This is a genomic window from Helicobacter sp. 23-1044 (assembly GCF_053654695.1).
The window spans coordinates 16,680-36,413 of sequence record NZ_JBSIUQ010000005.1 but is presented as its reverse complement, the minus strand read 5'-3'; the positions used below and the strand labels follow the sequence as shown (position 1 = coordinate 36,413).

The following is a 19,734-nucleotide window of genomic DNA, read 5'->3' as shown; positions in this document are numbered from 1 at the left end:
ATTAAATTTTTTGATAGATTGTATTAAGAGAAGTTGTGTATAATTGCGATATAAAACTAGGATTGTTAAGGGGACGATATGGATACCTATGCTAGTCTTATGGGATTGGCTACTAACTTTTATAAAAGCAAGAAAAATGCAGTAGAATTGATATTGCGTGAAGCTATATCTAACGCCATTCACGCTTGTATTTTAGAATATAAGCGTGAAAATCAGGGATATTTACCTGAAATTTCCGTTCACATAAATTCGCAAAATAATAGCATTAAAATTATAGATAATGGAATAGGTTTTTCAGAATCTGATAAGAAAATCTTTTTTGATATAGCACAATCAAACTCACTAAAACAAGAAAATAGTTTGCCAAGCAAGGGTTTAGGCAGATTAGTATTTGTCTATTTTGGTAAAAATATATCTTTTAGCACTGTGCACAATAAACAATCTTTTTCCTTTATGTATCCGCCCGAGATTGATTTATTTACGACAATTAACGAGCAACCACAAAATACAAACAACCCCAATGGCACAACTTTAAATTTAAATGTCGATGAAAATTATATGGAAACTTTTATAAAAAAGTTTAAAGTTATTGATGATTTTGAGGAATGGATTTTGGATAATTTTGCGTTTTTGCTCTATGATTTTAATGATTTAAAAATTCACATTGATATAGATAATAATGCGAAAAACATAGAAATTTCTAAAATTGGCAAAAAAGAATTTTCTATACAAATAAATAACCAACAATACAATTTAGAAATTCTTATTGTAGATTCTAATACAAACTTGGATATAAAATTAGTTGCCCATAAACTTCTCATTGACAAAAAGGTAAAATATGATAGAACAATTAAAGGGTTAAAGAGAAAGGTTTATATAGCTTCACCATTATTAGATGATAGAATCACGCCCGATGGATTAAATGCAGAAATAGAGGATATTAAACAAGATTTAGAACAAGAAATAACAAAAATTTTGGACATTGAATTTGCAGAGCTCATATCAAAGCAAAGAGAAGAATCACGCAATAATTTAAGCAATACTAAAAACGAACTTCCATTTTTGGCTGAATTTATGCCCAGCTTTGATTCGATTACAGGATATAAGATTCAGCATAAAAGGGATTTTATCCAAGATGCAATAAAAGAAAAAGCAGATTTGGAGCAAAAATTTTGGGAATCAAATGATAGTCAGCTAGACACTAGATTACAAAAATCCGCTTTATATCTCTATGTCAAACACAGAGAAAGAGTTTTGGCTTTGTTAGAAAAAATGATGGGAGATTCTAGCTTTAAAGAAGATGACTTTCATCAACTACTAACAGATAGAAAATGCGAAAACTTAGAAGTGGCAAACCACAATTTATGGCTATTAGATGATAAATTTTCATATTTTTTTGAAGCTCATAATGCACAAAGTGGCGAATCTAATGTAGATATTGAATTTTATCTAAATCCATTTATCAATGATGAGGGTGAGCCAACACATATTGTTTTAGTGGAATTAAAGCGATTAACAAAAGCACATAATGCTGGGGAAATGATAGAACAACTTAAAAAATATGCTACCAAAATTTACAAAAATGCTAAAACCAAAGGTGGAGTAAATATACAAGTAGAAAAGTGTCAATTTTTTGGTTATATCATCGCAGATATTAACGACATTAAAAAAGAGGAAAATTCGCAAGATGAAGGTAAATTTAAACTTATACCATACACAGAATCTAGTTTTGAGGGTATTGTATCCTTTATGTCTCCAAAAGGTAGTAGAATCCCACTAGATATTACTTTGCTATCCGCACAAGATTTGTTAAAAATAGCTAAATTGCGAAACAAAACTTTATTTGAAATTTTGAATATGACTAATCCTAAAATAAACGAAAACGAACAAAATAATGCCAATTAGCGAACTTCAAAATCTCCCAAAATCGTGGCAAGTTAAAACGCTTGGGGAAATTTACGACATCACTTCTAGCAAAAGAGTATTTAAAAGCGAATGGCAAAAAACAGGGATTCCTTTTTATAGAGCGAGGGATTTAGTTTCTTTTTCAAAAAATGAAACTATAAAAAATCCATTATTTATTAGCGAAACTATGTATAATGAATATTCTAACAAATATGGAATTCCGCTTGAAAATGATATTTTGGTTACAGGTGTGGGAACAATAGGAATTCCTTATTTAGTCAAAGCAAATGATAAGTTTTATTTTAAGGACGGAAATATACTTTGGTTAAAAAAGAAAACAAACGATATATTTTCAAAATATGTATATTATTTGTTTTTTAGCAATCTGCTTAACACGAATAGTAAGGGTAGCACCGTTTTAACATACACAATAATAAATGCTAAAAACACCAAAATCCCCCTGCCGCCACTTGATATTCAAAAGCGCATTGTGGCAAGGCTTGATGAAGCATTTGCGCGAATCGATAGTGGCACAAATCACCTAAAATCCGCTCAAAAAAATCTCACCAAATACAAGCAAAGCCTACTAAAATCCGCATTCAACGGCACACTCACGGAGAATCTTGGGCTAAAATCTACCCATTTTACCCACCCCCTAGCCCCCTCCGCAAGGGAGGGGGAACAAGAGGCAATACATACTCAAAAAGCCCCTCCCCTTGCGGGAGGGGTTGGGGTGGGGTATTCTCACACAAACGATAAAAAAGATTGCCACGATTGGCTTGCGCAAAATCTAGCAATGACAGATAAAGAATCATCAAATCTCCCGCAAGGCTGGACTATCAAAACGCTTGGCGAAGTTTTATCAAGCGACAAACACGCTATGAAAAGGGGACCCTTTGGAAGTTCTCTTAAAAAAGAATTTTTCGTAGATTCTGGCATAAGAGTTTTTGAACAATACAATCCTATCAATCAAGATTCGGAGTGGAAACGCTACTTTATCACGCAAGAAAAATTTAAAGAATTAGAATCTTTTAAGGCTGGTGCTGGGGATTTGCTGGTTAGTTGCTCGGGGACATTAGGCAAAATCCTTGAATTGCCACAAAATGTAGAAATAGGCATTATAAATCAAGCCTTACTAAAAATACGACTTGACAATAAGCAAATTTTAAATAAATATTTCGTGCATTTGTTTAATTCGCCAAATATGCAAAGAATTATTTTAGAAAATACGATTGGTTCGACGATTCAAAACATTGCAAGTGTGAAAATTTTAAAACAAATCAAAATCCCACTGCCACCCTTAAAAACCCAAAAGCAAATCGTAGAGATTTTAGAAAAGCATTTTAGTAGCGCGGATAAAACAAGCGCGATTTTAGACTCCACCCTAAAAAACGCAAAACAACTAAAATCAAGCCTACTCAAATCCGCCTTTATGGGCAAACTCATATAAAAGGACGACAAATGAACGCACAAAATCTAATCGCAAAGGTTTGGGACTATGCAAATATACTGCGAGATAGCGGTGTAAGCTACACGGACTATGTCGCACAGCTTAGCTACTTGCTTTTCTTAAAAATGGAGAGTGAAATCGCAAGTGTGAATCCTAGCGCAACTTCGCTAATCCCTGCTGAATTTCGCTGGGAGATTTTAAAAAAGCTTGATGGATTGGAGTTAGAGGGCGCGTATAGCAGGGCATTAAGCGAACTATCAAAGCAAGGCGGGATAGTCGGCACAATCTACCAAAAAGCACAAAACAAAATCACCGAACCCGCCAAACTAAAACGGCTTATAAGCCTAGTCGATGGGGAGACTTGGCTAGGGCTTAGTGTCGATGTCAAAGGCGCGATTTATGAGGGACTTTTGGCAAAAAACGCTACGGAGACAAAGGCTGGGGCTGGGCAGTATTTCACCCCGCGTGTGCTGTGTGAGAGTATCGTGCGACTTATGCGCCCCACACCACAAATGAGTGTGTGCGACCCTGCGTGTGGGACGGGCGGATTTTTGTTAGCGGCTTATGCGTATATGAAAGCGCAAAGCAAAGATAGCGAGATTTTGCGCTCTTTGCGCGAGGATAAGCTCTATGGCAAGGATATAACGCCACTTGTGGTAAGTCTGTGTGCTATGAATCTCTTTTTGCACGGGCTTGGCGTGGGGTTTGATAGCGTTAGGCAAACGGGCGCGGATTCTAGCTCTGATTTGGGTGCGAAAAAGGCGCAACGCCCTTTGGTTGTGGAGGGTGATTCGCTTTTGGAGCTAGGCAATGTGCGATTTGATATGATTCTCACAAATCCGCCCTTTGGCAAAAAATCTAGCACAAAAATAATGGGCGAAGATGGGAGCGTGAAGCGCGAGAGTGAGACATATACGAGGGAGGATTTTATCGCCACGACTAGCAACAAACAGCTAAATTTTTTGCAACACATTATGAGTCTGCTAAAAATCGGGGGCAAAGCCGCTGTGGTGCTACCTGATAATGTGCTTTTCGAGGGCGGGGCTGGGGAGCGCGTGCGTAAGCGACTTTTGAGTGAGTTTGATTTGCATACGATTTTGCGTCTGCCTACGGGGATATTTTACGCGCAAGGTGTCAAAGCAAATGTGCTATTTTTTGACAAATACGAACCTTTGAGTAAGGGGCTACGGACGGACAAAGTGTGGGTGTATGATTTGCGAAGCAATGTCAATCTAAGTTTGGTTAGCAATCCTTTGAGTGCAGAGCATTTGAGCGACTTTGAGCGGTGCTTTTGTGCGGGGGATTTTGCTAATCGCGTGGAGAGTGAGCGATTTAGGGCATTTAGCGCGGAGGAAATTTTGGCAAGGGATAAGGCAAATTTGGATATTTTTTGGCTAAAAGATGAGAGTTTGGGGGATTTGGAGGATTTACCTGCTCCGCGTGAAATCGCTAATATGATAAAAAACGATTTGCAAAGCGCAATGAGAGAGTTTGAAAGCATAGTGGTTTAGAATCTCTAAAAAAGATTGCTTTGCGCGAATTATGATTCGCCTCGCAATGACGCGTGGTGGTAGATTCTGCGTTTTTCGTGCGAAGCGCAGAATCTCACAAAATTCACAGAATCTAGCGCAGATTCTGCTCCACGCTGAAAATCACGCTATCGCTCTCGCCCTTGTCATTTATAATCGTTAGCGTGTGATTGCCCGAATCCACGCTCAACGCACGGACTTTTTGCGCACCAGAGCCGATAAACTCCCTATCCACATACCAAAAAACATTGCTATTATTTAGATTTGCAATTCGCGCCAAAAGCGCGTTTTCGCCATCAAAGTCTTTGGTTGGCGTGATTTTTATGCCATTTTTTGGATATAAAATCTTTAAATTTCGTTTAAAGCGCGGATTTTTCGCTATGAAGTCTAATCCCAAATTCTGCTCTTTGTAAAAATCCAGCAAATTTATCGGCAGATTTAGCCGTGTAATCTCGTGTGCGCCGATAAAATCTCCGCTTTGCGAATCCACTTCATTGCCATTTTTATCCACAAAGACATTTTTCAAAAACGGCGATTTTCGCAATGGACGGGCATTTTTTGGATATGGCACTTCACGCGATTTTATGCCCTTATAGCGCGAATCCCACGCGTAGCCCGTGATTTCATCGATTTTGATATTTTTTAGCGCGTCATTTGGCTCTGCAAACGCACCGCCCAAATCCCCCAAATCGCCCAAAATGCTAAAAAGCAAATCCCCCGCGATATTTACGCCAAAAAGGTTTGGATTCGCGCTCCCATCGAAATTACCAGCCCACACGACAATGGTGTATTTTGGCGAAGTCCCAGCCGCCCAAGCGTCCTTGCGCCCGTAGCTTGTGCCAGATTTCCACGAAAAAATCTTTTGATTTTTGTAGTAGTTTTCGATGCCAAGCCTATCTAGCTTTGACATTGCTTGAAGTGTGAGAAAACTTGCACCTTGTGATAGAAGCGCGTTTGTCTCTTTGGCACTTTCGCTAGATTCTGCGCACTCAACTGCTCGATGAACCTCTAGTTCTATCTCGCAGTTTCGTGCTTGAAAACCCACGAAATTATCCAAAGATACTTCCGCGCTGTCGTTTTTGGTGTCAGATTCTGCGTTTTTCGTGTGATACGCAGAATCTGCAATTTTTTTATTAGATTCTGCATTCGCAGAATCTACAACGGAAGGAATCGCAGTAGTGCTTTCGTAGTTTTTGGTGAATCGACACAAGGATAGCGGACTTTGCGTCCGTGCCTTGTGGCGATTCGCCAAATCTGCGGAATGATTACCCGAGAACGAATTGCACGACTCCAAAGACAAATTGCCCCCAAACATATATTTCAAATCCGCGAATCTGCCGTAGTTTCCCAATCCCACATAAATTTTGGCAATATCCTCCACGCTAAATTCCTTCGTCCCCAAAATCAAGGATAGCCCATACTGCTCGAAATTATTGCCACTAAAACCCAAAATATTTTGCAAATTATAGAAAAATCGCTCATATCCATAATCCTGCAAAAGCGCGACAAACGGCACATTTAGCGAACGAATGAGCGCGTTTTGCGCAGGGATAAAGCCGTAGAATTTTTTATTTGCATTTTGTGGCTTGAAATTTGCCCACAGCGTGGGCGCATCAACGAGTTTGGATTGCGGGACAATTAGCCCATTATCGATTGAAAGCGCGTAAAGCAAAGGTTTTAGCACAGAGCCGACACTGCGCTTTGCGATAATGCCATCAATTTGCCCAAAGCCATCAATATCAAAAAAATCCTGCGAACCACCATAAGCCAAAACTTCCCTGCTTTGCGTCCCTACGATAATCGCAGCGACATTTTGAATGCCTAAATTTTTTAGCTTTTGGTGGTAGTTTTTTAGCGTAGATTCAAGGCGAATCTGCATAGTTTTATCAATCGTAGTGCGGATATTTGGCGAAGCATTGTTTGGCGAAATCATTTTTGGCGAATCTTGCAAATGATTCACACCACGATTCGCGCTTAAATCCCCATTTGCAAGGCGAAGCGATAAATGTGGCGCGATATTTTTCTCTCTCCGAATCTTTGGCAACCCTTCGCTTAAAGCAAGTTTGAGATTGTCATCATCGATAAATCCTTGTGCGTTTAGCTTTTTTAGCAGATTGTCGCGCTTTTGCAATAATCGCGCAGTATTTTTTTGCAGGTGCATAAAGCCCGGCGCATTTGGCAAAACCGCCAAAAGTGCCGCCTGTCCCCACGATAGACTTTGTGGCGACTTGCCAAAATAATACAGCGCAGCGGTTTTCACACCCACGATATTCCCGCCATACGGGGCATTATTAGCATACATTGACAAAATCTCATCTTTGTTATAAAGCCACTCTAATTTTAGGGCAAAAATTAGCTCTCTAAATTTATTGAAATAAGTGCGCGAATCGCCCCGCAACAGCTTAATAGTCTGCATTGTGATAGTGCTTGCGCCACTGCGATTTTTGTGCGTTAGATTGTGCCAAAAACTCCGCACAAGCGCACTCAAATCAAAGCCCAAATGACTATAAAATCGCTTGTCCTCGAACGCTAAAATCGCGCGTGTCAGCTTCTCTCCCAAAGGCTCGGTGGTTTTTATGTGCCATTGTTGCGATTCGCTCAAAAACACGCTTAAAATCTCGCCATTTCTATCAAAAGTCGCCTTTGAATACCGCGCATTAAAGGGGTCGCCTTGCGGATTAAAACTAAAAAATAAAATCGCACTATACGCAAAAATAAGCATAGTAGCGCAAAAAATGGCGAATCTAAAAGGGTGCGTTTTGGGATGAAAAAATGTGGCGAGTTTTGTTAGGATTTTTAGATTTTGTAAAGTTTTCAAGTGTTTCAAAATTTTTAAGTTTTTTAAGGTTTTCAAATGTTTCAAAGTTTTCAAGTGTTTCAAATGTTTCAAGTGTTTCAAGTGCGCCCTTTTTGCGTGAAATGATTTTGTGAAATAAAATGCGAATTTTAGCGAGATTCTGCGAAAAAATATATTTAGATTCTGCACCAAAGATTCTGCGTTTTATGCTAGATTCTGCGAATTTTGCACGAAAATCGCAGAATCTTACACACAAAATCGCAGAATCTACCCCAAATACGCTTCTAATTTATCTAACGCCATTTTTAGCGAGGTGGTGCAAATTATCGCATTGTCTTTTTGTGGATTCCCCTAACCTACTTTCAGTTACCATATAAAAATACTTTAATCCCCGCCCAATGCTTAAAATTCTAGGTCCGCCATCGTGATAAAAACTAGGATAAATCTCAAATACACACGCACCCTTTTGCATAAAAAGCACATTTGCAAGCCCCGCAGAGTGCATTGAGGCGACTATTTTTGCGTTATTAAACATAGTAATTTGCTTATCAAAACTTAGCAAATCTGGTAAAATAATCTCATATCCAAAATCTGCAAAAATCTTTTCCACTTCTATGCTGTTTTCGATATTGCGATTAGAATTTTTGGGGCGTTTAAGGAAAATCTTGCGTTTTGGTGTGATTTTTGGGACTAAAAAATTATAGGCATTATAAATATATGGCGTTAGTGGGAAGCTTTTCGCCCAGCTAGTTTTATCACGATAATCCACCGCTTCCCACATAGGATACAGCGTAGGGACCACCAGCTCTTTGATATGCAAAAGGCGATTTGGCTTTGGGGATAAAATCTTATCTTGCGGAATGTTTAATTTTTCCACAAAAAACCTTTGAAAACTCGTATCCTGTGGCAATATAAAATAATCAATATGCAGTTTTGAATCTAGGATTTGAAATAAATTCCCATTATGCTCGGCATTAAAATGAAAGATATTTTCACCCCAATAAATCACCGCCACACGCCCATTTATGTATTTAGCGCGTAATAAATGGCGATAGAAATTTAGCCATTTTAGCAAACACGATATGAAAAAATATAATTTTTTTAGTAAATTTTTGTGATTTGGCGCGTTGAACTCGTGATTAAAATACAGCGTGTGCGAAGTTAGAATCTTGCGCTTTTTAGTCCAAATCAAATCTTTGTTACTAAAAATATAACTCTTTGGCATTATTCGCACTTTTAGCGCAGGCGTGATACAAGTAAATGGACGGAAAAAGCGATGTGGTCGCCCAAAAATATCAAGGAAGAAAAAATTTGAATAATGATTGATTTTAGTGGGAGATTTAGGGAGATTCTGCGATTTTGGTGGGAGTGTTTTTGTATTTTTACTCAGCGGAGATTCGACTATGTGTTGTGCGTGATTTGAGTGATTTAGCGCAGAATCTGTGTTATTATGCGTAGAAACTAAATGCGACTTCGCAGAATCTAATTTGTTTTTCGCAAATTCTAACTTATCTTGCGCAGTATCTAATCCCCCCCCCCATCGTATATATTTCTTTGGAAATTTGCTCTTTTAATATGCAATCTAGCTCCACCACATCGCCAAACTCAAAAATGCCATTTCCGCAAAATAAAATATTTTTTGTGGGATAAATCTCAACTTCTTTGCTTATTTCGCCACTTTGGATGGCGCATTCAAAGGTTGTGGTTTTGCTTTTTAAATATTTTAAAGCATAATTTATCATTTAAATTTCCTAATTTTGGATTTTAAATCGCAGAATCTGCGCGAGATTCTGCGATTCACACGAAAAACGAAAGAATCGCATACAAAAGACACAAATTGTATCCACGCAAAAAGACAAATACGCCCTACACCCTTGCTTCTTCGCGTCTTTGCAAATATTCCCATTTTGCATTGACATCTTTTTGAATCTCATCGATAATATATTCATTTTCTTTTTTAAATAAATGCTTGAATCGCCCCTGTGCTGCGAGATAATCGCGCACAGGCAAAATATTTTTTGGGCGATAAGTGATATTTAGCTCACAGCCATTTATGATTTCAAATAGCGGAAACACAAGCGAATCCACCGCCAAATCGCTCACCTCAACGGTCTTATCGGAGTTGAATCGCCACTCAGTCGTGCAAGCACTCATCGCGTTTATAAAAGTCGGTCCGTCCGTGTCGATTGCGCGTTTGATTTTTTTATTCATATCTTTCCATTTGTTTGGCGCAACTTGCGCGACATAGGGTGCGCCGTGCGCTGCCATAATCGACAACAAATCCTTTTTCTTTTCCTTTTTGCCATAGCTCACATCGCCAGCTGGCGAAGTCGAAGTGCTAGAACCAAGCGGTGTAGAGCCACTGCGCTGTCCGCCTGTGTTTGCATAGACTTCGTTATCAAGGCAAATGTAGGTTATATCGTGTCCGCGCTCAAAGCACCCACTAATCCACTGAAATCCTATGTCATAAGTGCTTCCATCGCCGCCAAATGCGACAAATTTGGGCTTTTGCCCTGTGTATTTGCCCTTTTTGGCAAGTGCCTTATACATCGCTTCTGCCCCAGCTACCGCCGTGCTACCATTTTCAAAGCCGATATGAATCCAAGGCACATTCCAGCTCGTATATGGATACACCGCTGTTGAAACCTCCAAGCACCCCGTCGAAGTGCCAAGCAAAAGCGGGGCTTCTGTGGCATTTAGCACTTCACGCACAATCATTCCGTGCGCACAGCCCGGACAAAGCAAATGCGAACCCTCAAATCGCTCCGCCACATTTGAAAATTGCTTTAAATTTTTGATTTCTCTTGTCATTTTGAACCTCCCAAATTTTAGTTAAATCCCATTTTTTTGCCACGAAGCCCGATAAATTGCTGCGTGGGGTGCGTGAGTTTGCCCGAATCGGCGTTTGCTTTTAGCTCATTATAGACTTCTACCAAATGCTTTTGCGTTAAATCCCTGCCACCAAGCCCATAGATATAGTTTGAAATTATGGGGCGATTCGCGCTATATGCGCCATAGAGCGCCGCAGTGGTTTCATTAAAGAGCATTCCCATTGCACCAGCAGGGAGACTTCTATCTAGCACAGCAATCGCCTTTGCATTTTTTAGCACATTGCCTAGCTCAGTGTATGGGAAGGGGCGCAGAGTGCGAATCGAAGCCACGCCTGTTTTTAGCCCATTTTTTCGCATAACGCCACTTGCTACACGCGCAGATTCGACACTTGTCCCAAGTGCTACAATGATTAGCTCGGCGTCATCGCAATCATAGCTTTCCACTAAATTATATTTGCGCCCTGTGAGCTTTGCAAAATCCGCAAAAACTTCGCTAATCACAGATGCAGAGTTCATTATCGCATTATGCAACTGCGCCTTATGCTCAAAATGCCAATCTTCCTCCGTTTGTGAGCCGTAAGTAACGGGTTTGCTAAAATCAAGCATTGCGTTATGTGGCTTGTAATCGCCGATAAATTTATACGCCTCTTCATCGCTTAACGGAGCGACATTTTGCGCAGTGTGAGAGCAAATAAATCCATCTTGATTCACAATCACAGGCACACGCACACGCATATCTTCGGCGATTTTAAAGCCCATTAGATTAAAGTCATAGGCTTCTTGCGGATTGTAAGTGCAGAGATTTATCCACCCTGTATCACGGCTTAGATACATATCGCTATGGTCGCCATTGACATTTAGCGGAGATGCCAAAGCGCGATTTACCAAATTTAGCAAAATCGGCAGTCGCATACCAGATGCCTGATAAAGCACCTCTACCATTAGCGCGAAGCCCTGTGAGCTTGTTGCAGTCGCCACGCGCCCACCTGCTGCCGCTGCGCCCACGCACCCGCTCATCGCTGCGTGCTCGGATTCAACCATTACAAATTCGCCATCAATGTAGCCATTACTCACAAAGCTACCATAATTTTGCACGATAGGCGTAGATGGCGTGATAGGATATGCCGCCACGACATCGATTTGGGCTTGACGCATCGCCTGAGATGCCGCCATATTGCCATCCCACACTTCGGTTTTTTGCAGATTCATAGTCTTTGCCATTATTCGCCCCCTTTTGCTTCTTTGTTTTTCGCTTGTTTTTCAGGCCATTTTTTTAGCACTTCATCATTGTCCTCAATGTCATTATACATTAGCAAGGATTTTGGATTGCTTGGGCAAACGCTTGAACAAACGCCACAACCTTTGCAGTGCGTATAATCAACGCCTTGCAGTTTGTCATTTCGCGCGATTATTGAGCTATCTGGGCAATATAACCAGCAAGTAAAGCAGTTTATGCAATGCTCCGCGTTAAATACGGGCTTCTCCACGCGCCAATGCGCTACACTTGCGGTGTATGAGTTGTTTTGCGTGTAGTTTCTATCCTCTTGCTGTTTGTTGATATTATCGCCACCATCGGCAAACGGAAATAGCACCGAGCCGATTTCAAATTCATTCCAACCTTTATGCTCCATTTTCTCCCCCTTTATTTTACTTCGTTATATGCGCGAGTTATCGCTTCCATATTTTTGTCAATCACCGCTTGTGGCAGTTTTTTGCCAAGCACTTTTTTAAAGGATTCCTTAAAAAATTCCAAATCCAACATTCCGCTAACCTTCATCAAAGCCCCCAACATCGGCGCATTTGGGATAGGTTTGCCAAGCGTTTCTTGTGAAATTTTTATGCAATCAAGCACAAAAATTTCCTTGCCTTTTAGCTCTGGCTTTCGCGCAATTAGCTCATCTTTGCTTAAATGTGTAGTGATGATATATTTTGTGCTATCCTTTTCAAACTCACAAATATTTGTGATAAAAGTAAGTCCCGGGTCGATGACTAGGACATAATCTGGATTCATAAACTTTTCGTGATTCAAAATCGCACTATCATCGATTCGATTATACGCAGTCATCGCCGCACCGCGCTTTGCTGAGCCATAAAAGGCAAATGCTTGGACTTGTTTGCCCGTCTGTGAAACCACATCTGCCAAACCTTTCGCACCCGTTACCGCGCCCTGCCCAGCGCGAGAATGCCACCTAATTTCTAACATTTTATCTCCCTTCGTTAAAAAATATGAAATGCGATTGTATAATTTCGCTACTTAAAAAAATATTTATTATATAAAATTTGGTATTTTGCATTGCGAAATGTGTTTCGTTTTGTATAATTTTGTGATTTTTGGAGCGAAATATGAAAAAATTTCTTGTATTTTTGGCGATTTTTGGGCGGATTTTTGCGCTAGATTCTGCGGATTCGGATTTAAGATTTGCAAATTTAGATTCGCTAAAATTTCTAAAAAACGCAGAATCTTACGCTGTGAGCGAGAAATTTGATGGCGTTCGTGGCATTTGGGATGGCGAAAATATGTTTAGCAAACGCGGCAAAAAGTTCGCAATCCCGCCTTGCTTCGCGCAGAATCTAGCGGTTTTAGGTTTGCAAAAGGGCGAGTTTGTGGAGGGCGAACTTTGGATTGCTTATGGTGAGTTTGAAAAAATTAGTGCTTTGATTCGGCAAAAAAGTCCTTCGTGCGCGGATTTTAAGCAAGTGAAATTTTTGATTTTTAATGCGAAGTTGAATGAATCAAGCGATTTTTTGGCGAATCTATCAACGATTCAAAGCATTTTAGATTCGCATAAAATAGCGCAAATTAGGGTAATAAAGCAATATAAATTTAGCGACACAAGCGAAGTGGGCGATTTTTTCAATGCAATAATCGCAAAGGGTGGCGAGGGCGTGATTTTACGAAACTCACAAATCGCTTTGAAGTTAAAAGCAAGGCACGATGCCGAGTGCAAAATCATCGATTTCACGCGTGGCAAGGGGCGTTTGAGCGATAAAGTGGGGGCGATTGTGTGCGAGAGTTTGGCGGATAAAAATAGCGGGATTTTGCAAGGCACGATTTTTCGCATAGGCAGTGGTTTAAGCGATGAAATGCGCGCCAATCCGCCTAAAATAGGGACGATTATCACATATCAATTTAGTGGCGTTAGCAAAAATGGAGTGCCAAAGCACACGCGCTTTTTACGCATTTATGGGGATTAGGGCAATTTGTCTTTATCAGATTCTACGATTTTCGTGCTAGATTCTGCGATTCTCAGAATCTAAAATAGATTCGTCATTGCGAGGCAGTTTGAGCGAAGCGAAAACAACGAAGCGTCTGTGCGAAGCACCGACCCACACTTGCAAATCCACAAAAAACAAAATGGATTGCCACGATTCTGCTTCGCAGAATCTCGCAATGACAGATTATTTTTTATTTTACCCACCCCCTTAATCCCCCTCCGCAAGGGAGGGGAAAATAAAAAGCAGATTCTGCAAATCGCAGAATCTAGATTCTGCGAATATTGCGAATATTTTGCAATACTTTGCGTAAAATTTAAAATTTTATTGATAAAAGTAAAAAATTTTGCTTTAATTTTATCGCTTCATTAAATTTTAACATTCGGAGGTATAAAATGAAGAAGATTTTGATTAGTGCGGTGGCGGCAGGTGCGTTGCTCGGGCAACTTAGCGCGTTTGAAGTGCTAAAAGACGGGGAGAAAAGTTTAGAAGTCATCGGTATGGCAAAGGCTGTGGTGGGCTATGGATATAATTTCAGCAAAGCCACAGGGCAAAAATTGCAAAGAGGCACTTATCCTAGCGAGTTTATCTACGGCATTCAGGGGAACTCACGCATTGGATTAAAGGCGAGCTATGGAAATGTATTTGGCGCGGCGATTTTAGGTGCAGGGGAAGCCACTCTTTATGGCGACAAAAGTAACACAGGCGGTTTTCGTAATCTATATTTAGGATATGATTTTGGCGATGCAGGGAAAATCTTAGCTGGTAAAAATGAGCTAGTTACCACAATGGGCGGATTTTCAAGCTCTATCTTTGATACTGAAAGCGGACTTCAAGGATTTGGTGGGACAAGCACAAGCACGAGACGCTTTCAAATCGCATATATGTTTGATGGTGTGACAGTCGCAGTCAGTGAAAATGATGTGAATAATGAAAATGATGTGAATAATATTGAAGCACTTGGCAATAAATCTGTCCCACGCTTCTCCGTAGGATATGATTATAACGCAGATGGACTAACTGCAAAAGTCGCAGCATCTTATACTTATGCAAGTAGAAAGGCAACTGCGCACATTGCATATTTCGCCGCTGGTGCAAAATATGATTTAGGTGGTAGCTATGTATCTGGTTTGATTAACTATGGGCTAAACTCGCAGTTAGTGGGTGAAAGCAAAGTAGTAGTTCCATCTCTAACTCGTGGCTATGGAAATGTCGGCGTTAGCGATGCAAAGAGCAATGATAAAGATGTTTTAAGCGATGGCACAAGCAATAATACTCATCTTGTCGGCATAGCATTAGAGTATGGAATGAATATCAATGATGATTTAGGACTAAAAGTCGGCGGCGGGTATCAATACGCCACACACGCTACAAAAGCAGAAGCAAAAGTCGGCACAGGCATTTTGCACGCTTACAGCGCATTCGTGCAGTTGCCATATAATGTCGGCAAAGGATTTTCTATAATCCCACAAGTAGGCTATTTAGGCACTACAACTTCTAGCAAACCCGCCAATGAAACAATATACACAAACAAAGGCAATGTGTTAGCAGAAGTGCTATTTAACTTGGTATTCTAAATCCGCTAAAACTTCGTTTCATTATGTGAGATTCTGCGGAATCTCGCATAAAACCGCTAAATTTTGATATAATTCGCACTCCCCAAAGAAGGGTGTGGTGGGCGACTGATTTTGCGTGCGTTGCGCCAAAATAGGAAAGTCTGGACTACTGAGATTAGGATTCCATTTAACGAATGGCTACCGAAAGGTAAGGGAAAGTGCAACAGAAAGCAAACCGCCGAAGTTATGATTATGTCGCGCGGAGGTATTTTGAGTGGATTTCGTGGGTTGTGCCGAAAAATTCGAGCGAAAATAGAACTCTATGGTTCATTGAGCGAGAATTTTTCAAACTCCCGCAAAATCCGCCAAAAGACAATCGCGCCAAACTTTGGTAAGGGTGAAAGGGTGGGGCAAGAGCCCACCGAATTTTAAGCAATTAAAATTGCCGGCAAACCCAATCCGTAGCAAGAATGGCAGGTTAGAAATCTCGCATTTAAGCCATTCGCTGTGAGCGTCATTGTGAAATGCGCCATTAGATAAATAGTCGCTATGCGTGGCAATCTGCGCTATGGCAAACGCCAAACGCGCCACCACGCAACAGAATCCAGCTTACAGCCACACCTCCCTTTGGGGAACTTTTATAGATTCTGCGCAGAATCTGCATTTTTTGAAATCCTTTGGCATTATTTTTGCTTTTAAAAATAAAAATCCACATTTTGGAGCGAAAATGAAAAAAATCATCTTAATTTTGGCATTTGCAATCCCGCTTTTTAGCGCGAGTAGCGCGACAAACGCAGCTATCGCACTAGCGCAAAAAGGCAACTACACAGAAGCCTTCAATCTTTTTAAAAAAGCCTGTGATGAAGTGGGCGATTCGGACGGGTGCTTGGGGCTTGGGCTAATGTATATGTATGCGATTGGCACAAATGGCGACAATCAAAAGGCATTGCAATATTATCGCAAGGCGTGTAGTGGCGGAAATGCCCTTGCTTGCTCAAATCTCGCCTCCATTTATGACAATGGCAGCGAACAAATCCCGCAAGACAAGCTAATGGCAAGTGAGCTGTATATGGTAGGTTGCAGTGGTGGCGATGTTTTTGCGTGTAACAATTTGGGCTATATGTTTGCAAACGGCATTGGCGTGAAAAAAGATTACTTCAAAAGTCTGCAATATTACAAATTTGCCTGTGATTCGGGTAGTGCGCTTGGGTGCTATAATCTGGGACTTTTAAGCAATACTTACAATATTTTTGGGCTAAATAAGGACAAACTTGGCTTAGTGGATTTGAACTTTGTAGCGTGTAATCAGGGCGATTTAATCGGCTGTGCGAATTTGGGCTATCTATATGCGTCAGGCAAACACGGCGCACCAAAAAGCGCGTTTAACGCTGTGAAATACCTAAATATCGCGTGTGAAGGCGGGATTTTAAGCTCGTGCAATAATTTGGGAGTAATGTATGAAAATGGCAATGGTGTGCGCCAAAACTACGAAAAGGCGTTAGAATTGTATGGAATCGCGTGTGATAGGGGATTGAATGGGGCGTGTGTGAATTATAAATACCTAAATCGAAAAATATTTAGTGCGCCTTGAAGTGGGCAATTTGTTCTGGGGTATGCAATTCACACGAAGTTCGCCCCATTGCGTCGTCAATAGACCACCAAGTCTTATTTCCTAGCAACGGGGCAAACTTCGTGCAAAGCCACACCGCCATTACTTCGATTGTTTGTAACGCATACTAGATTCTGCAAAATCGCCTAAAAATAGTTCCGCGCGGGGCGTTTTGGAGTTTAGATTCTGCGATTTTTGTGCGAATCGCAGAATCTGGTGCAAAAAAATCCGTCATTGCGAGATTCTGCGAATGCAGAATCGTGGCAATCCATATTAAAATTGTCATTCTGAGCGAGTGAAACGAGCGAAGAATCTCTATTTAGATTCTGCGAATCTGCGAGATTTTCGCTATTTTCAGTATTTGATTCGCTAGTTTTTTTTCGCAAAAAGGGCTGCACCCCCCGCCCCGCTCCCCCTACGCGCCAAAAAGCAGCCGCTTTTTCGCTTTTAGGGGGGAGAGCCTCGCTTGTCCGCTTCTAGCAAAAAATCGGCACTCGCACTACTGCTCGCTTGCTCCCGATTTTTTGCACCACGAAGCGGGCGAGATTAAGGGTGCTTCGCACGGATTGGATTTATTGTGGATTGCTACGATTTTGCATTCGCAGTATCTCGCAATGACGGCGCGGGGGCAGATTCTGCGCTTCCAAATGTGTTTCCAAATGCGTTTCAAAAAAGGAATGCGGATTGCTTAAAATTACGCAATATTCGCAGAATCTAAACTCAAAAAGGACGCTAATTTGTTAGGATTTTTAGGCAGGTTGTATCAAAAAGTCATCATTTCTATTGATATTGATTTGCAGATTTGCAGGGTTAAAATCGCCCACCCAAAGAATGCCGAGCATAATGAATCCAAAACATTTCGCACGGTAAATGGCGACTTACCCATCGAGGCGGCAAAATACATTCGCCACATTCAAAATCGCTATCCATTCACCTATATTGCGACTATTTCGCGTGTGGCAAAGCAGGGATTGATAGAGGGCAATAAACTCAAAAAGTTCGAGGATTTCTCGCTCAATCCGCACAAACTGCTAATTATGCTGCTTAATAAAAAGTGGTTTGTGTATATTGACAAGGATGAAATGGCGCACTTTAAGGGGAAGTTTAGCAAGGTGCGGGGGGCGGACTTTATCTTTTCGCCATTTTGCCTTGTGTATGAGAAAATCAAATCGCGCCTAGATTCTGCGAAAAAACTCTATATTTTGCAAGAAAATACCACCTGCACGCTTTTAATCGCGGATATTGAGGGCGTTTATTTTGGCAACTACATAATTTTTTCACAAGATTCTGCGAAAAACGCAGAATCTAGCGAGGTTGTGAAGTTTGAGACAATTGAAGAGATAGATGATACAAATGAAAATATCATCATAAAAGACTTTGAAAAAGGCGATGAAGTGGCAAATCTAAGCGACTTAAATATCGCAAATACGCTCATTGCCACCATCAAAGAAACGCTAAATAATTTCTACAAAGATGAGCGATATGCAAGCGATTTTATCGAGGAACTGCTGATTTTGGATGCGTGCGGGATTAGCGACTACTCAATCACGCATTTGACGAATAATATAATGATGGAAACGCAGTTTTTGCGCGTGGATGCGTGCGATGAGATTGAGAAATTAGCAAAAATGGAGTTAAAGTTATGAAATATAGTTTCACCCACCCACTGCCAAAGTCCATCATCTCGCACCAAACGAAAATTTGGATTTTCTATATCGCAATAAGCGTGGGGATAATTTATGGTTATGGCGTATATTTGGATTATCAAATAAAGACGATAAAGTCCCACGCGCAACTCTCAAATACGCAAATTGACGGGCAGGATGAAAGCATTAGCGCGCTAAATAATACCCTAAATAAAATGCGCACCGAAATCAAACTCGAAGCGCAGAATCTCGCCCATAACAAAGACTTATCCGATGCGCTGATAAAGATTTTTGATTTAGTGCCAAATCAAATTACGATAAATTTTATGCGCTTAGATGAAAATTCCCTTATGCTAAAAGGCACAACGCCCACGCGGGAGGCGTATTCCTTTTTACTAGAAGCACCGCTTAGGGCGGTTTTTGACACGACTCGCGCGGACTTTTACGCACTGCCAAATGGGTGGTTTAACTTCACTTCAATTAGCAAAAATCAAAGTAATTTGGGGGCGAGATGAGGGATTTCATCGAAAGCATTGATTGGAGTAAAAATATCGTTTTTTTGCTTTTGTATGCGGGGATTTTGGTGGCGTGTGCTTCGCTTTATCTGCTGCCTGTGATGGATAGTTACAAATCCGCCGTTACGGAGTTGCGAAAGACGGATATTTTGAAAACGCAATTAGATTCTGCGATTAGCGCGCTGAAAGCGGAGCAAGAGGCGTTTTTAAGTGAGAATGCGGAGGTTTTCACAAAACTGCAAAAATCGCCCGATAAAAGCGAGATTACAAAATACGCAAATAAATATCTAAAAGATATAAAAATCGCAGAATCCACCGCAGAATCGACAGAATCTAACATAACAATCCGCACTTTTAAAATCAGTGGCAAATCGCAGAATCTAGGCAAAATCAAAGACTTAACCGCAAATATCTCCACACTCCAAAATAGCGCAAAAATCGCCTTCCCACTCACAATCCGCAAAGAAAAAAACACACTTTTTGTAGAAATATCAGTGGAAGTTTATAGCAAAAAGGAAAGCGCACAAAATACGCAAAGCGAAAATTTGATGAGTAAAGAATGATTGCAAAAGTGGTGTCAAGGGGGAGACTTGAACTCCCGACCTCCGGCTTATGAGACCAGCGCTCTAAACCAGCTGAGCTACCCTGACTTTAAACCTGAAATGCGTTAAAATGTAAAATTT

21 protein-coding genes, 1 tRNA gene and 1 other RNA gene are annotated in these 19,734 nt (G+C 40.7%); 13 read left to right on the top strand and 10 right to left on the bottom strand.

The window, feature by feature from the left end; genetic code table 11:
- Positions 1-78 precede the first annotated feature (78 nt).
- The 4 genes from ACWIUD_RS05625 to ACWIUD_RS05610 are packed head-to-tail and all read left to right on the top strand — an operon-like array spanning position 79 to position 5,047.
- Positions 79-1,905: an ATP-binding protein gene (locus ACWIUD_RS05625; RefSeq protein ID WP_454147508.1), complete on the top strand. Its 1,827-nt coding sequence runs from the start codon at positions 79-81 to the stop codon at positions 1,903-1,905.
- A complete protein-coding gene (locus tag ACWIUD_RS05620; protein ID WP_454147506.1) occupies positions 1,895-3,355 on the top strand; it encodes a restriction endonuclease subunit S in 1,461 nt (486 codons plus the stop codon). Before ACWIUD_RS05625 ends, ACWIUD_RS05620 begins: the two co-directional genes overlap by 11 nt.
- An 11-nt stretch (positions 3,356-3,366) precedes the next feature.
- Positions 3,367-4,866, top strand: coding sequence for an N-6 DNA methylase (locus tag ACWIUD_RS05615; RefSeq protein ID WP_454147504.1), 1,500 nt, complete (start codon positions 3,367-3,369; stop codon positions 4,864-4,866).
- A gap of 31 nt (positions 4,867-4,897) precedes the next feature.
- Positions 4,898-5,047: a hypothetical protein gene (locus tag ACWIUD_RS05610; protein ID WP_454147502.1), complete on the top strand. Its 150-nt coding sequence runs from the start codon at positions 4,898-4,900 to the stop codon at positions 5,045-5,047.
- Here ACWIUD_RS05610 and pbpC read toward each other — a convergent pair.
- From pbpC to ACWIUD_RS05570, 8 genes are all read right to left on the bottom strand, one after another.
- Positions 4,979-7,702: a penicillin-binding protein 1C gene (gene pbpC, locus ACWIUD_RS05605; RefSeq protein WP_454147500.1), complete on the bottom strand. Its 2,724-nt coding sequence runs from the start codon at positions 7,700-7,702 to the stop codon at positions 4,979-4,981. The two genes, ACWIUD_RS05610 and pbpC, sit on opposite strands and share 69 nt — an antisense overlap.
- The gene (locus ACWIUD_RS05600; RefSeq protein ID WP_454147498.1) at positions 7,629-7,937 is read right to left on the bottom strand and encodes a hypothetical protein; all 309 of its coding nucleotides are present in this window, start codon (positions 7,935-7,937) and stop codon (positions 7,629-7,631) included. The genes pbpC and ACWIUD_RS05600 overlap by 74 nt, the downstream gene beginning before the upstream one ends.
- Positions 7,938-7,970: 33 nt before the next feature.
- The gene (locus tag ACWIUD_RS05595; protein ID WP_454147496.1) at positions 7,971-8,906 is read right to left on the bottom strand and encodes a glycosyltransferase family 61 protein; all 936 of its coding nucleotides are present in this window, start codon (positions 8,904-8,906) and stop codon (positions 7,971-7,973) included.
- Between the two features lie 283 nt (positions 8,907-9,189).
- Positions 9,190-9,423: a hypothetical protein gene (locus tag ACWIUD_RS05590; protein ID WP_454147494.1), complete on the bottom strand. Its 234-nt coding sequence runs from the start codon at positions 9,421-9,423 to the stop codon at positions 9,190-9,192.
- A gap of 124 nt (positions 9,424-9,547) precedes the next feature.
- Positions 9,548-10,492 (bottom strand): thiamine pyrophosphate-dependent enzyme, encoded by a 945-nt coding sequence (locus tag ACWIUD_RS05585; protein ID WP_454136589.1) that lies wholly within the window; start codon positions 10,490-10,492, stop codon positions 9,548-9,550.
- 17 nt (positions 10,493-10,509) lie between these two features.
- Positions 10,510-11,733 carry a 2-oxoacid:ferredoxin oxidoreductase subunit alpha gene (locus ACWIUD_RS05580; RefSeq protein ID WP_454147492.1) on the bottom strand — a complete coding sequence of 408 codons (1,224 nt, stop codon included), beginning with the start codon at positions 11,731-11,733 and terminating at the stop codon, positions 10,510-10,512.
- Entirely contained in the window at positions 11,733-12,143 is a 411-nt protein-coding gene (locus tag ACWIUD_RS05575) for a 4Fe-4S dicluster domain-containing protein (RefSeq protein ID WP_454147490.1), read from the bottom strand. Before ACWIUD_RS05575 ends, ACWIUD_RS05580 begins: the two co-directional genes overlap by 1 nt.
- 11 nt (positions 12,144-12,154) lie before the next feature.
- Positions 12,155-12,715 (bottom strand): pyruvate flavodoxin oxidoreductase subunit gamma, encoded by a 561-nt coding sequence (locus tag ACWIUD_RS05570; protein WP_454136586.1) that lies wholly within the window; start codon positions 12,713-12,715, stop codon positions 12,155-12,157.
- A 140-nt stretch (positions 12,716-12,855) separates the two neighbouring features.
- On the opposite strand from ACWIUD_RS05570, the gene ACWIUD_RS05565 reads away from it, so the two are divergent.
- From ACWIUD_RS05565 to ACWIUD_RS05545, 5 genes are all read left to right on the top strand, one after another.
- Positions 12,856-13,707, top strand: coding sequence for a DNA ligase (locus ACWIUD_RS05565; protein ID WP_454147488.1), 852 nt, complete (start codon positions 12,856-12,858; stop codon positions 13,705-13,707).
- A gap of 117 nt (positions 13,708-13,824) precedes the next feature.
- Positions 13,825-14,097: a hypothetical protein gene (locus ACWIUD_RS05560; protein ID WP_454147486.1), complete on the top strand. Its 273-nt coding sequence runs from the start codon at positions 13,825-13,827 to the stop codon at positions 14,095-14,097.
- 23 nt (positions 14,098-14,120) lie between these two features.
- Positions 14,121-15,302, top strand: a complete 1,182-nt coding sequence (locus ACWIUD_RS05555) for a hypothetical protein (RefSeq protein WP_454147484.1) — start codon at positions 14,121-14,123, stop codon at positions 15,300-15,302.
- A gap of 89 nt (positions 15,303-15,391) precedes the next feature.
- An RNA gene (gene rnpB, locus ACWIUD_RS05550) (RNase P RNA component class A) lies at positions 15,392-15,909 on the top strand.
- Positions 15,910-16,008: 99 nt separating this feature from the next.
- Complete coding sequence (locus ACWIUD_RS05545) at positions 16,009-16,872, top strand: tetratricopeptide repeat protein (RefSeq protein WP_454147482.1); 864 nt, start codon at positions 16,009-16,011, stop codon at positions 16,870-16,872.
- A gap of 197 nt (positions 16,873-17,069) precedes the next feature.
- Here ACWIUD_RS05545 and ACWIUD_RS05540 read toward each other — a convergent pair whose 3' ends face one another.
- Positions 17,070-17,276 (bottom strand): hypothetical protein, encoded by a 207-nt coding sequence (locus ACWIUD_RS05540; protein WP_454147480.1) that lies wholly within the window; start codon positions 17,274-17,276, stop codon positions 17,070-17,072.
- A 191-nt stretch (positions 17,277-17,467) separates the two neighbouring features.
- On the opposite strand from ACWIUD_RS05540, the gene ACWIUD_RS05535 reads away from it, so the two are divergent.
- From ACWIUD_RS05535 to ACWIUD_RS05520, 4 genes are read left to right on the top strand one after another with little or no spacing between them, the layout of a single operon-like run.
- A complete protein-coding gene (locus tag ACWIUD_RS05535) occupies positions 17,468-17,608 on the top strand; it encodes a hypothetical protein (RefSeq protein ID WP_454147478.1) in 141 nt (46 codons plus the stop codon).
- 19 nt (positions 17,609-17,627) lie between these two features.
- On the top strand, positions 17,628-18,536 hold the full coding sequence (locus ACWIUD_RS05530) for a hypothetical protein (protein ID WP_454147476.1): 909 nt from the start codon (positions 17,628-17,630) through the stop codon (positions 18,534-18,536).
- The gene (locus ACWIUD_RS05525; RefSeq protein ID WP_454136578.1) at positions 18,533-19,051 is read left to right on the top strand and encodes a hypothetical protein; all 519 of its coding nucleotides are present in this window, start codon (positions 18,533-18,535) and stop codon (positions 19,049-19,051) included. The genes ACWIUD_RS05530 and ACWIUD_RS05525 overlap by 4 nt, the downstream gene beginning before the upstream one ends.
- The gene (locus ACWIUD_RS05520; protein WP_454147474.1) at positions 19,048-19,614 is read left to right on the top strand and encodes a hypothetical protein; all 567 of its coding nucleotides are present in this window, start codon (positions 19,048-19,050) and stop codon (positions 19,612-19,614) included. Before ACWIUD_RS05525 ends, ACWIUD_RS05520 begins: the two co-directional genes overlap by 4 nt.
- A 9-nt stretch (positions 19,615-19,623) precedes the next feature.
- On the opposite strand, the gene ACWIUD_RS05515 is transcribed toward ACWIUD_RS05520, so the two are convergent.
- A tRNA-Met gene (locus ACWIUD_RS05515) sits at positions 19,624-19,701 on the bottom strand.
- Between the last annotated feature and the right edge of the window lie 33 nt (positions 19,702-19,734).

Bases quoted from the DNA above. Each gene is read 5' to 3' on its own strand.
- ACWIUD_RS05525 (WP_454136578.1), top strand. From the start codon at position 18,533: ATGAAATATAGTTTCACCCACCCACTGCCAAAGTCCATCATCTCGCAC.
- ACWIUD_RS05575 (WP_454147490.1), bottom strand. From the start codon at position 12,143: ATGGAGCATAAAGGTTGGAATGAATTTGAAATCGGCTCGGTGCTATTT.
- ACWIUD_RS05570 (WP_454136586.1), bottom strand. From the start codon at position 12,715: ATGTTAGAAATTAGGTGGCATTCTCGCGCTGGGCAGGGCGCGGTAACG.
- ACWIUD_RS05590 (WP_454147494.1), bottom strand. From the start codon at position 9,423: ATGATAAATTATGCTTTAAAATATTTAAAAAGCAAAACCACAACCTTT.
- ACWIUD_RS05595 (WP_454147496.1), bottom strand. From the start codon at position 8,906: ATGCCAAAGAGTTATATTTTTAGTAACAAAGATTTGATTTGGACTAAA.
- ACWIUD_RS05615 (WP_454147504.1), top strand. From the start codon at position 3,367: ATGAACGCACAAAATCTAATCGCAAAGGTTTGGGACTATGCAAATATA.
- ACWIUD_RS05580 (WP_454147492.1), bottom strand. From the start codon at position 11,733: ATGGCAAAGACTATGAATCTGCAAAAAACCGAAGTGTGGGATGGCAAT.
- ACWIUD_RS05545 (WP_454147482.1), top strand. From the start codon at position 16,009: ATGAAAAAAATCATCTTAATTTTGGCATTTGCAATCCCGCTTTTTAGC.
- ACWIUD_RS05625 (WP_454147508.1), top strand. From the start codon at position 79: ATGGATACCTATGCTAGTCTTATGGGATTGGCTACTAACTTTTATAAA.
- ACWIUD_RS05555 (WP_454147484.1), top strand. From the start codon at position 14,121: ATGAAGAAGATTTTGATTAGTGCGGTGGCGGCAGGTGCGTTGCTCGGG.
- ACWIUD_RS05620 (WP_454147506.1), top strand. From the start codon at position 1,895: ATGCCAATTAGCGAACTTCAAAATCTCCCAAAATCGTGGCAAGTTAAA.
- ACWIUD_RS05610 (WP_454147502.1), top strand. From the start codon at position 4,898: ATGATTCGCCTCGCAATGACGCGTGGTGGTAGATTCTGCGTTTTTCGT.
- ACWIUD_RS05585 (WP_454136589.1), bottom strand. From the start codon at position 10,492: ATGACAAGAGAAATCAAAAATTTAAAGCAATTTTCAAATGTGGCGGAG.
- ACWIUD_RS05520 (WP_454147474.1), top strand. From the start codon at position 19,048: ATGAGGGATTTCATCGAAAGCATTGATTGGAGTAAAAATATCGTTTTT.
- ACWIUD_RS05565 (WP_454147488.1), top strand. From the start codon at position 12,856: ATGAAAAAATTTCTTGTATTTTTGGCGATTTTTGGGCGGATTTTTGCG.